Source organism: Coprococcus sp. BIOML-A2 (assembly GCF_009875795.1).
GTDB classification, from domain to species: domain Bacteria; phylum Bacillota; class Clostridia; order Lachnospirales; family Lachnospiraceae; genus Coprococcus; species Coprococcus aceti.
The window spans coordinates 149,889-162,403 of sequence record NZ_WWSI01000001.1 but is presented as its reverse complement, the minus strand read 5'-3'; the positions used below and the strand labels follow the sequence as shown (position 1 = coordinate 162,403).

Here is a 12,515-nt window from a genome sequence, read left to right as displayed (position 1 = left end):
ATGCTAATTTTGAATAAAGGTAAATATTCAGCCGTGCAGGATAAGAACAGCGGATTCGACATGCTTGCATGTAAGAATCAGGTGTTCTTATCCTGTGGTGACTCGAATAGAGTCACCGCCCCATACAATGAGCAAAATAGCTGCGCAGCAGCGAAAGAGCACGGGAACCGTGCGGTTTTGCGAATGTATGGTCGGCTGAATACATTAAAATACACAGAAGGGATGTGATGAAGTGAAAGAGAAATACAAAGGTGTACAAAAACTCACAGACAATCCGTTCCTCAACCTCTATCATATAGATGCGGTTGACACGGCTGGAAAAGACTTCAATTATTACTTTGCTTCAAGGAATAAAGAGAACGACATCAAGATAAAGACCCACGATATAAAACCGGAAGGAATAGTTATATATGGAGTTAAGCTGGAAGATGAGCCGAAGCTGGTGCTCATAAGGCAGTACAGATACCCACTCGATACATATATATATGAACTTCCTGCAGGACTGGTGGATGGAGATGAGACTCCGGCGCAGGCAGCAGTCAGGGAGATGAAGGAAGAGACAGGGCTTACCCTTGATGTATATGAGGGCGGAGAAGAACTCTACAGAAGGCCATTCTATATGGGCCCGGGATTTACGGATGAGATGAGCAGTGCTGTATTTGGAACAGTTACAGGAACACCAAATCTCGACAGCAAGGAGAGCACAGAGGACATACAGGTCATACTCGCAGACCGAGGTGAGGTCAGAAGAATCCTGTCAGAGGAACAGGTGTCGCTCAGAGGAGCATACCTCATGACACATTTTCTGGCTGAGGGAGATCCACTAGAATTCCTGAGAAAATAGGAAGCGCTGAGCAGTGATTGCGCAAACAGCAGAACGTTCATAAAAGGGCATACTAAATGAGAAAAAAGAAGGAGAAGTAGAAAGATGAGTTACAGAGACACATATGATTTTTGGATGACAGATGATTATTTCGATGAGGACACCAAGAAGGAGCTTGCAGCCATAGCTGATGATGAGGCTGAGATCGAGGACAGATTCTATCGTGATCTTGTATTTGGAACTGGTGGACTCAGAGGTGTGATAGGCGCGGGAACCAACAGAATGAACTTCTACACCGTCCGCAAGGCTACACAGGGTCTTGCAAACTTCATTGTGAAGCAGAATGCGCAGGACAAGGGCGTGGCAATAGCATACGATTCAAGAAAGTATTCTCCAGAGTTTGCAGCAGAAGCAGCTCTCTGCCTGTGTGCAAATGGAATCAAGTCATATCTCTTTGAGTCACTCAGACCTACACCTGAGCTTTCATATGCAGTCAGAAAGCTTGGATGTACAGCAGGTATAGTTATAACAGCCAGCCACAATCCACCAGAGTACAACGGTTACAAGGTGTACTGGGAGGATGGCGCGCAGATCACAGCTCCAAAGGACAGAGAGATCATCGCAGAGGTTAAGGCTGTAACAGATTTCCATACAGTAAAGACCATGGATAAGCAGGAGGCACTTGACAAGGGCCTTCTCACTATCATAGGTGCCGAGATAGATGACGCGTATATGGAGGAACTCAAGAAGCAGATCATTCATCCTGAGATCATCAAGGAGCAGTCAGAGAACATCAAGATCGTATACACACCGTTCCACGGAACCGGTCTTGTACCTGTAAAGAGAGTCCTGTCCGAGCTTGGTTTCAAAAACGTATACATTGTTCCTGAGCAGGAGCTTCCAGACCCTGAGTTCACAACGCTTGAGTATCCAAACCCAGAGGATCCAAAGGCATTTGAGCTTGCCCTCAAGCTGGCAAAGGAGAAGAATGCGGACATAGTTCTCGCTACAGATCCTGATGCAGACCGTCTTGGAATATACGCACTCGATACAAAGACAGGCAAGTATATGCCATTTACAGGAAATATGTCAGGACTTATAATCGCTGAATACCAGTTCAGAGAGAGAACAAAATGCGGTCTCATGCCAAAGAATCCGGCCATGGTCAAGACTATTGTAACCACAAATATGGCTGATCCACTGGCTGCAGATTACAATGTCAACCTCATCGAGGTTCTAACAGGCTTCAAGTTCATCGGTGAGCAGATCAAGTTCTTCGAGCAGAATAATTCATACAATTTCGTAATGGGTATGGAGGAGAGCTACGGATGTCTCGTTGGAACATACGCAAGAGACAAGGATGCTCCGGTTGCAGTTATGTGTCTCTGCGAGGCTGCTGCATACTGCAAGAGCCAGGGAATCACTCTGTGGGATCACATGCTTGATCTCTATGAGAAGTACGGATATTACAAGGAAGGCCTCTACACAATAACGCTCAAGGGTGTTACAGGAGCAGAGAAGATCCGCAAGATCATGTCCTCACTCAGAGCTGAGTCACTTACTCAGATCGATACGCTCAAGGTTCTCAAGGTTCGTGATTACGAGAAGAACACGATCACAGATCTTGCCACCGGAGAGGTCACAGAGTCAGGACTTCCACAGTCCAACGTTCTCTACTACGACCTTGAGGATGGCGCATGGGCATGTGTACGTCCATCAGGAACAGAGCCAAAGATCAAGCTGTACTACGGAATCAAGGGAACAAGCCTTGATGATGCAGATGCAAAGCTTGAAGCTCTCCAGACAGCACTTGTTGAGAAGCTCAACAAGCTGGCAGAGTAGCATAAGAATAATATATAGCAAATACAAAAAAGCGCCGTCTGGTCTGGTGACCGGACGGCGCTTTGCTGTCATTATACGATGACGTCGAACTGTATGTAGTCTCCCTGGTCGGTATTTACCGTGTCGAGATATATTTTACCATTGTACTTGTCGGTCAGTTTTTTCAGGTTGTAGAGACTGTAACCATGGCCATGTCCGTCTCCGGTTTTGGTGGTATATCCCGGTGAGAACATATTCTGGCGGAATTCGTTGGTTTTGACGGAACCCTTGTTTCTTGTTCTTATTTCTATCTGGTTCTGCCTGCTGTCCAGGTACAGATATGCAGTGCCAAATGGGGCGGTCGATTCAAGCGCATTATCGATCAGTATACCGATGATACTGATCAGTTCATACTCCGGCATTCGGCTCTTCAGATCCCTGGATGCCACCTGGACTACGAGCTCCTTCTGATCCTTCTGTGCTTCCGTGATCTTGCTGTACACAAATCCGGCTACAACGCTCAGGTTGATCTTGAGCAGATCACAAATGGCTTCTGTAAAGGAATAAAAAAGGTCGGTTATATTACAAGTCAATTGCAGAAAATATAATTCTTTTAGTTAATACCACCATAATAAAACGGCTGCAATATACATCTGCGCAACAAAGTGATATAAATTGCAAGATTAAATATTGAATTTAAAAACTGCTTAATATATTATACAAATAACAATAAATTAGCTAAAAATAGCCTAATAAAATGAACGGAAGATAAATTGTGGATAGATAAAAAAGGAAAAATCTGTGTGGCCTGTGAGGTCAGGAAAGGGGTAGAAGATGGACGCAAAGCAGAGATACGAGATGTGGCTTGGCAGCGATCAGGTAGATGATGTTACGAAGCAGGAGCTCGTAAACATAAAGGATAATGAAGCGGAGATTGAAGATAGATTTTACACAAACCTTGAGTTTGGAACAGGTGGACTTCGAGGCGTGATGGGAGCGGGAACGAACCGCATGAACATTTACACGGTTCGCATGGCAACACAGGGAATTGCTAACTACCTGGCGAAGATCGGAATATCAGAGCCGTCGGCAGCTATAGCATTTGACAACAGAAACAATGCTTCGCTGTATGCGCTTGAAACTGCTCTCTGCCTGTGTGCAAATGGCGTGAAGGTGTATCTGTTTGATGCGCTCCGTCCGACACCGGAGCTTTCATTTGCAGTGAGACATCTGCACTGCAATATCGGCGTGAATATAACGGCAAGCCACAATCCAAAGGAATACAACGGATATAAGGTTTACTGGGATGATGGAGCCCAGATCGTATCTCCTCAGGATAAGGAGATCATTGCAGAGGTCAACAATATAGAAGATTTCTCCATGGTTAAGACTATGGACAAGGACGCTGCAATAGATGCAGGACTGTTGAATGTGATCGGTCAGGAGATCGATGACGCATATATAGGAGAGCTTCACAAGCTTGTCATGAATCCGGAGGAGATTCAGAAGGCGGGAGATCTGAAGATCGTATATTCTCCGCTTCACGGAACAGGCCTTAAGCCTGTTACAAGAGTTCTCAGCGAACTTGGTTTCAAGGATGTACATGTCGTTGAGGAACAGGCTGTTCAAGATGGTAATTTCCCAACTGTGAAATCTCCAAATCCTGAGGGCGCAGAGGCGTATGCCCTGAGTCTTGAGCTGGCGAAGAAGGTCGGCGGCGAGCTGATTCTTGTCACAGACCCTGATGCTGACAGACTCGGAATGTATGGATATGACAGCAAGAATAATGAATATAAAGAATTTACGGGAAATATGTTCGGTGCGATCCTCTGTGATTACGTGCTGATGCAGAGATCCCAGAGCGGAAGACTGCCTGAGAATCCGGCGATTGTAACTACGGTTGTTATCACCAATATGGTCAAGGAGATATGTAAGAAGTACGACACTTTCTGTGACTGCAACAACCTGATCGGATTTAAGAATATAGCATCGAGAATGAGGGCTTATGAGCAGACAGGTGAACACAATTATGTGTTCGGGCTTGAAGATACATTTGGATGTCTGCCTGGTACATATGCAAGGGACAAGGACTCGGTTGGAACGCTGATGCTTCTCTGTGAGGCTGCGGCATACTACAAGAACCGTGGCATGACTCTGTGGGACAGAATGGTTGAATTGTGGCAGGAATATGGTTACTACAAAGAGAAGGTTCAGACCATGAAGTTTGACGGACGCGAGGGTGCTGCAAAGATACAGTCAATGATACAGACGCTGAGAGATAATCCGGTGCAGAAGGTCGGAACTTACAGCGTGGAGAAGATCTACGACTACAAGCTTGGAACAGAGACAGACGCAGCGACAGGCAAGTCCGAGGCGGCGGTGCTTCCAAAGTCCAACATGATATATTATCAGCTTGCGGATGGCGCATGGTTCCTTGTGAGACCTTCAGGCACAGAGCCGAAGATCAAGTCCTATCTCGGGGTAAAGGGAAACTCACAGGAGGATGCGGCAGAGCAGCTTGACGGGCTTGCGGCAAATGTGAAGGCGATGTTCTCATAAAACGGGATGATTGGTAAGAAACGAAATGGCTGGCAAATAAATGTCAGCAGAAAATAGGTTCGAAGATCGCGGTCGCGACTAAAAATAATTACAAGGTGGAGGTAAAAAAGATGGGTTACATGGACGAATACAAGTTCTGGCTTGAGTCAGACTGCTTTGATGAGAAGACCAAGGAAGAGCTTAGAAGTATCGCAGATGATGACAAAGAGATCCAGGACAGATTCTACAAGAATCTGAAATTTGGAACCGGCGGAATGCGCGGAATCATGGGTGCTGGAACCAACAGAATGAATATATATACAGTTACAAAGGCTACACAGGGCCTTGCAGAATACATACTTGAGGTTGGCCCTGAGGCTGCTAAGAGAGGTGTAGTAATTGCACATGACTGCCGAAATATGTCAGCAGAGTTCACAGAGGCATCAGCTCTGTGTCTCAATGCAAATGGCATAAATACTTATGTGTTTGATGCACTCCGCCCTACACCTGAACTGTCATTTGCAGTGAGAGAGCTTGGATGTATAGCCGGAATCGTGGTAACAGCAAGCCACAATCCACCTGAGTACAACGGCTATAAGGTGTACTGGGAGGACGGCAGCCAGATCGTATCCCCTCAGGATCAGGATATCCTGAAGCATGTGGCGGATGTAGAGAGATACGAGGATGTCAAGACCATGGACAAGGACAAGGCGGTTGCAGACGGTCTGTTCTGTATGGTTCCTGCAAGTGTTGATGAGAACTATTATCAGGCGCTCATAAAGCAGACCATCCACGGCGACATAATTCCGAAGGTTGCAGACGATATCAAGATAGTATACACACCACTTCATGGAACAGGAAATGTACCTGTAAGGGAAGTGCTCAAGAGACTTGGCTTCAAGCACGTATATGTTGTAGAGGAGCAGACTGTTCCTGACGGGGACTTCAGTACAGTCAAGTCACCAAATCCGGAGGAACCATCAGCATTTGCCATGGGAATAGAACTGGCAAAGAAGGTTGATGCGGACGTTATCATGGCCACAGATCCTGATGCAGACAGACTTGGAATATACGTCAAGGACAGCACGGGAATCTGGAAGGACACGGAATTTGCAGATGATCCGGCATATCCATATGTCCGATTCAATGCCAATATGACAGGTGCCCTGATAGCAGAATATGTATGCCGCGAGCAGAAGGCAGTCGGCAAGCTGCCGGCAAACGGAGCTATCTGTAACACGGTTGTCAGCACCAATCTTACAAAGGCGATAGCAGAGAATTACAAACTGAAATATATAGAGACACTCACCGGATTCAAGTACATAGGTGAGCAGATACTTCTCTTTGAGAAGAACAACACATACAAGTTCATCTTCGGAATGGAGGAGAGCTTTGGATGTTTGGTAGGAGACTACACTCGTGACAAGGACGCCTGCGCAGCCGTTGTCATTTTATGTGAAATAGCAGCATTTTATAAGCTGCAGGGAGAAACCATCTGTAATGCCATGGAAGAGGTTTACCGCAAATATGGCTATTACTTTGAAGGTGCGTTTGGGATAACTCTAAAGGGTGTAGATGGTGCAGCACAGATTAAGGAGATGATGGAGAACTTCAGAAACCATCCACTTACGACCTTTGCAGGTATCAAGGTTATCGGCATGAGGGACTATGTGAGCGGAATCCGCAAGCCGCTTGATGGCGAGGAGGAGAATATGGGTCTTCCAAAATCAAACGTGCTGTACTATGAGCTGGAAAATAATGCGTGGTTCGCGGTTAGGCCTTCTGGAAATGAACCAAAGATCAAATTCTACTTTGGCGTGAATGAAATCAGCCTAAAAAATGCCATGTCAAAGATAGATGAGATGAAAGCATGTGTGCAGGAGCTTGCTAAATAAACAAACACAAAATATGGCAGAATTTACTGCCAGAAAAGAAAAACATTCCTTCCATATACTACAAAATTAAACATGTAAATGCACTTTCCAGCCAATGCGCTGAACAAGGGGGATCTCGGCCTTGATGCTGAGGTCCCTTTTGTATAAAAAGAAGGCAGGAAATCAGGAGCTTCAGGGGACTAGATAACTGAACGTTGTTATATGTCACAAAGTAAAATATAGTTAAAAATACTAAAAGCTGTTTAAAAATTAACTAAAAAATGTTATAATATTTAAAGTAACGGCAGTGTGTGGCAAACGCGTATAGGAGTAGTATAGGAGATTATATGCCAGAAAAAGAAATAGAAAAAGAGAGAGAAATAGAAAAGAAAAATATAAAAAGTATCGCTGGACATATCATCGATGAGAAAACCGATGAAAAAGAGAAGCGAGAGCCGGAGAGCGTCTTGGATGTGGATGAGCATATGTCTGAGAAACAGAAACTCAGCCTTATGAACAAACAGCAGAAAAAGGAATACATACTGGAGTATTATGCTCCGAAGGCTCTATTTGCACTTGTTGTTGTGGGCATAGTTGTATTCCTTGTCGTAAAACATTTTACGGCGGAATCTGCTGCACTCAACATCCTTGCGGTCAACACTACACAACAGGAATCTGCGGCGAATGACAAGGCATATTATGAGGAATTCCTCAGTGAAAATGGCCTTGATGCGGAGAAGGAATATGTCAGCATAAGTACAGGGATCGGCGTATCAACTGATCCGAATGATGCCATGAGTCAGGATAGTCTACAGCTTATACAGAACAAATTCATGGCGAATGCGGTGGACGTGTTCTTTGCCGACACAGACCTTGTCATGAGTTTTGGAGAGTTCGGATATATGCAGGATCTTGATAAGGTGCTGACTGATGAACTGAAAGAAAAGTATAAAGATTCGTTTGTGTATGCAACGGTTATTGAAACGGGTGAGAAGATACCTGTCGGAATAAAGATCGGTGATAATTCCTGGGTGAAGGATACCGGTTGGTATGAAATGGATGCTGCAGTGGGATTTGGTGAGAATGCCAAGAATATGGATCTTGCACTTGAATTTCTTGAATACATAAGCAGAGAGTGATACCCATAAATAAAACGAGGAGACTATAGATACATATGAGCATAAGATATGATGAGGCAAACAGAATATTTGAACTTGATACGAGAAACACGAGTTACCGGATCGGAATCGTCGATGAAGAGGGGTTTGTCGGACATATATATTATGGACAGAAGATTCGTCCGCAGAAATGTGATCAGTTTTTGAGAACGTGTGAGGCTCCTTTTGTTCCGTCCAAGAATAACAGGGAGAGATGTTCATTTATGGATACATTTCCGACAGAGTATTCCGGAAATGGAATAGGAGACTACAGGGAGAGTTGTATTGCAGTAAAGACCGCAAATGGCAGCAGAACCGTTGATCTGAAATTTGTGGATTACGATATTGTAAATGGAAAACCGGGGATTAGTGGCCTTCCGGCATCATTTGCGGGAGAAGAGGAGGTTCAGACTCTCGTTGTCCATATGATGGATGGGGGATGTGGCATTGATGTTGACCTGATATATTCTGTGTTTGAGGATGAGGATGTTATAACCAGAAGTGTGAGCGTGAAAAATGCAGGTGATAGGAATATCAGGCTCACAAAGGTATATTCTGCATGTATAGACATGGATGACGAGGATTTTGAGATGCTCACTCTTCATGGCTCATGGGCTAGGGAGAGACAGATCGAGAGACGCCCGATAGCTTATGGCAAGCAGAGTGTAAGCTCTCTCCGCGGTGAGTCATCCCACCAGGACCATCCGTTTATGGCATGGATGACAAAGGGTACAGATCAGACTACGGGTGATGTATATGGAATGCATTTTGTGTACTCGGGTAACTTCATCGCACAGATAGAGAAATCACAGTTTGATTCCATACGCGCAGTCATGGGCATACATTCAGAGGGTTTTGAGTGGTGGCTCACGCCTGGAGAGACGTTTACAGCGCCTGAGGTTGTGCTTACATACAGCCATGATGGACTTGGACAGATGACTAGAAATCTTCATGATTTTTACAGATGCCACATGATAAGGAGCAGATATCTTCACCAGAAGAGACCTGTCCTTATCAACAACTGGGAGGCTACATATTTTGACTTTGATACTGATAAGCTCCTTGCGATAGCAAAGAGTGCGGCAGAACATGGAATAGAGATGCTGGTTATGGATGATGGCTGGTTTGGACATAGAAATGATGATGCCACAAGTCTTGGAGACTGGTTTGTAAATGAAAACAAGATCAAGGGCGGTTTGAAACATCTTGTTGATGAGGTGAATAAGCTGGGGCTGAAATTTGGAATATGGATGGAGCCTGAAATGATTTCCCCTGATTCTGAACTTTACAGAAAGCACCCTGACTGGGCATTTGCGGTTCCGGAGAGAACGGCTACATTGTCGCGAAATCAGTACGTGCTTGATCTCTCGAGAAAAGAAGTTAGAGACTACGTGTGTGAATGTGTGCATAACGTGATCTCATCAGCAAATATTGAGTATGTTAAGTGGGATATGAACAGACAGCTCACGGATATCGGCAGCGTAGAATTCACCGGAGACAGGCAGGGAGAATTGGCTCACAGGTATGTGCTTGGAGTATATGAGCTGCAAGAGCGCCTTGTTAACGATTTCCCAGATCTTTTGCTTGAGAACTGCTCGGGCGGTGGTGCAAGATTTGACCCTGGCATGCTTTACTACAGTCCGCAGATATGGTGCTCCGATGACACGGATGCCATAGAGAGACTTTCTATACAGGAGGGAACGGAACTGATATATCCGCTTTCGACCATGGGCGCCCATGTGTCGGATTGCCCTAATCACACAGTTGGAAGGAGTACACCTTTTATGACCAGGGCACATGTGGCTCTGGCGGGAACATTTGGCTATGAACTCGATATCACAAAAATAAGTGAAGAAGAACGTGCGATGATACCTGAGCAGGTGTCTATGTATCATAAATATAATGATCTTGTAAGGGAGGGTGATTATTATAGGGTTGCATCGTACAGGGAAAATGGACTGTATGATTGCTGGATGGTTGTTGCAAAGGATAAGAGTGAGGCGTTGGTGACTTACGTTCAGGTGCTTGGAAGACCTAACGTACACAGTAGAAAGATAAAACTTTTAGGGCTTGACGTGGCTGCAGATTACAGACTTGACGGAACGGAGAAAGTGTATGGGGGAGATCTCCTCATGAATGCCGGAATGCTCATTGAAACTATGCGTGGAGATTATATGAGCAGACTGTATCACTTTGTACTTGACAATAGTTTAACCTAAAAATAAAATAAAAATTAAGTTATTTAACCACGTGAAAAAATAAAGTGAGAAGGACTAGTTATGGCAAAATCAGTAAAATTGGGAGACATAGCTGCCATTGTTGGCGTGAGTACCGTGACGGTCTCAAAGGCACTTTCAGATCAGAAGGGTGTCAGCGAGGAACTCAGAGCACAGATCAAACAGTTGGCAGATGAGATGGGATACCAGTCACCATCTGAGATCAGAAAGAAGACGGCAAAGAAAAAGTATAATATTGGTGTTCTCATTCAAGAGATATACCTTGGAAAGTATCCGTCGTTCTATTGGCAGTTATATCAGGTACTTAACAAAAAGGCGGTGGCAAGAGGCTGCTTTACTATGCTGGAGTTTGTTTCCAGAGATAGTGTATTGAACGCTGAGATGCCTATGCTCTTGGAGGACGACAAGGTTGATGGAATAGTTGTTGTAGGTTCCATGGGTAAGGAATACCTGGAAAAGCTGGAGAAGACAGCCAAGGTTCCTGTAGAATATGTGGATTACTATGACAATTCGAGACCGATAGACACGGTTATAGCAAACAGTTTCTATGGAAGCTATATGCTGACTAATTATCTGTATGATATGGGACATAGAGATATTGCATATGTTGGCACGATAGGTTCAACGAACAGTATAACTGACAGATATTTGGGCTATATAAAGTCTTTGTTGGAGCATGATATTCCGCTCAGAGAAGACTGGGTTATTCCGGACAGAGATGTGAAGACGGGTCAGTTTGACGAGGAGAACTGTTTTAAACTTCCAAAGAATATGCCTACAGCGTTTGTGTGCAACTGTGATCTTGCGGCAGCTACGCTCATAAAGATACTCAATGCTGCGGGCTACAGAGTTCCTGAGGATGTGTCCGTTGTGGGGTTTGATAATTACATGTATCCTGGAAGCTGCGATATAGGCGTGACCACATACGAGATCAATATGCAGGAGATGGCAGAGAGAACCATGCATAAGATTATAAAAAAGATATCCAACGAAAAATATACTGATGGCATATTTGTCGTGGATGGACGAATCGTGGTAAAGGATAGCGTTGCCAGAATAGAACGATAATAAAACTACATATTAATTGTAATGCAAATCGGAAATAGACACCGGTGCAGCCTGCTTGAAAGACAGCGGAGTTGTACCGGTGTCTTTTTTGAACAGATTTATAAAATGGTTTGTGTTCTCGATTCCAACCTGGGATCCGACCTCGTGGACGGACAGATCTGTTGTGAGAAGGAGCCTTTTGGCAGCATCGATCCTGCGACTGTTGAGATAGCGCATAGGTGATTCACCGAAGTGAAATGAAAATTCTCTGCATATCCTGTATCTGCTGATCCTGTAAGTTGCCTCGAGGTCATCAAGCGACATCGGTTCGGCGTAGTTTGTATCCATCTGATTCTTTACCGATAAAAGATAAGAAGGCACACAATCCATCTTCTTGGATGAGTTTTCAATAAATACACATAATTCGGTCAGGATATCATTAAACCATTTGGAAATTCTGAAAATATCGGTGGCAGACAACTCCCCCTGGAGTCTGCTTATCAGTGAAAGATGGCTCCAGAGTACAGAGGCTCCGGCAGAGTCCTTTTTATAATATATGGATTCGGGGAGAAACTCGTGATACAGGCGAAGCGGAGCTCCGAGGATGAATGCATCGTAGAAACGACACTTGCCGTTCGTGGCGTATGTTATTTCTGATCCTGCCTCAAAAAGCGCGGCTGTATTCTTGGAATATGATGATTTGCTGCTGCCCGATGTTACTGTAAGAGTTCCTTCATATATATAGAAGAAATGGTAACACGGAATGAAAGAGAAGGTATAACTGCATGAATAAGCAAAAGAAATATCGCCGTTGGCCAGAAGATGAATCAGGCCATCGTTAATCATTGATTCTTCATATGTAAAGAACGCGCTGTGGAATCTTGCGTTCTCAATATCTTTCTGAATATTGTAACCTGACAGTACAGTGCAGGAAATTAATTCTTTAGCTAACATGTAAACCACCTCCTATCCATAATAATACAATTATTAAACAATCATCACAAGCTAAAAGCGATAT

Annotated in this window: 9 protein-coding genes; 7 read left to right on the top strand and 2 right to left on the bottom strand. The window is 44.4% G+C overall.

Features of this window, described 5'->3' with window-relative positions; genetic code table 11:
• Positions 1 to 232: 232 nt before the first annotated feature.
• On the top strand, positions 233 to 844 hold the full coding sequence (locus GT575_RS00710; protein ID WP_117550306.1) for an NUDIX hydrolase: 612 nt from the start codon (positions 233 to 235) through the stop codon (positions 842 to 844).
• Between the two features lie 84 nt (positions 845 to 928).
• Positions 929 to 2,665, top strand: coding sequence for a phospho-sugar mutase (locus tag GT575_RS00705; RefSeq protein WP_022216152.1), 1,737 nt, complete (start codon positions 929 to 931; stop codon positions 2,663 to 2,665).
• 71 nt (positions 2,666 to 2,736) lie between these two features.
• Here the strand turns inward: GT575_RS00705 and GT575_RS00700 are convergent, their stop codons facing one another.
• A complete protein-coding gene (locus tag GT575_RS00700; protein WP_022216153.1) occupies positions 2,737 to 3,237 on the bottom strand; it encodes an ATP-binding protein in 501 nt (166 codons plus the stop codon).
• Positions 3,238 to 3,478: 241 nt separating this feature from the next.
• Between GT575_RS00700 and GT575_RS00695 the strand changes: the two genes are divergently transcribed.
• From GT575_RS00695 to GT575_RS00675, 5 genes are all read left to right on the top strand, one after another.
• Positions 3,479 to 5,203, top strand: a complete 1,725-nt coding sequence (locus GT575_RS00695; protein WP_161171281.1) for a phospho-sugar mutase — start codon at positions 3,479 to 3,481, stop codon at positions 5,201 to 5,203.
• A 110-nt stretch (positions 5,204 to 5,313) separates the two neighbouring features.
• On the top strand, positions 5,314 to 7,077 hold the full coding sequence (locus GT575_RS00690; protein WP_161171280.1) for a phospho-sugar mutase: 1,764 nt from the start codon (positions 5,314 to 5,316) through the stop codon (positions 7,075 to 7,077).
• A gap of 326 nt (positions 7,078 to 7,403) precedes the next feature.
• Positions 7,404 to 8,195: a hypothetical protein gene (locus GT575_RS00685; RefSeq protein WP_161171279.1), complete on the top strand. Its 792-nt coding sequence runs from the start codon at positions 7,404 to 7,406 to the stop codon at positions 8,193 to 8,195.
• A 35-nt stretch (positions 8,196 to 8,230) separates the two neighbouring features.
• Positions 8,231 to 10,432 carry an alpha-galactosidase gene (locus GT575_RS00680; RefSeq protein WP_161171278.1) on the top strand — a complete coding sequence of 734 codons (2,202 nt, stop codon included), beginning with the start codon at positions 8,231 to 8,233 and terminating at the stop codon, positions 10,430 to 10,432.
• Positions 10,433 to 10,492: 60 nt separating this feature from the next.
• Positions 10,493 to 11,518, top strand: a complete 1,026-nt coding sequence (locus GT575_RS00675; protein WP_022216158.1) for a LacI family DNA-binding transcriptional regulator — start codon at positions 10,493 to 10,495, stop codon at positions 11,516 to 11,518.
• A 12-nt stretch (positions 11,519 to 11,530) separates the two neighbouring features.
• On the opposite strand, the gene GT575_RS00670 is transcribed toward GT575_RS00675, so the two are convergent.
• Positions 11,531 to 12,451: a helix-turn-helix transcriptional regulator gene (locus tag GT575_RS00670; protein ID WP_161171277.1), complete on the bottom strand. Its 921-nt coding sequence runs from the start codon at positions 12,449 to 12,451 to the stop codon at positions 11,531 to 11,533.
• Positions 12,452 to 12,515: the final 64 nt, after the last annotated feature.

Excerpts from the sequence above, each read along its gene's own strand:
- GT575_RS00685 (WP_161171279.1), top strand. The coding sequence starts at position 7,404 with ATGCCAGAAAAAGAAATAGAAAAAGAGAGAGAAATAGAAAAGAAAAAT.
- GT575_RS00670 (WP_161171277.1), bottom strand. The coding sequence starts at position 12,451 with ATGTTAGCTAAAGAATTAATTTCCTGCACTGTACTGTCAGGTTACAAT.
- GT575_RS00690 (WP_161171280.1), top strand. The coding sequence starts at position 5,314 with ATGGGTTACATGGACGAATACAAGTTCTGGCTTGAGTCAGACTGCTTT.
- GT575_RS00705 (WP_022216152.1), top strand. The coding sequence starts at position 929 with ATGAGTTACAGAGACACATATGATTTTTGGATGACAGATGATTATTTC.
- GT575_RS00695 (WP_161171281.1), top strand. The coding sequence starts at position 3,479 with ATGGACGCAAAGCAGAGATACGAGATGTGGCTTGGCAGCGATCAGGTA.
- GT575_RS00680 (WP_161171278.1), top strand. The coding sequence starts at position 8,231 with ATGAGCATAAGATATGATGAGGCAAACAGAATATTTGAACTTGATACG.
- GT575_RS00675 (WP_022216158.1), top strand. The coding sequence starts at position 10,493 with ATGGCAAAATCAGTAAAATTGGGAGACATAGCTGCCATTGTTGGCGTG.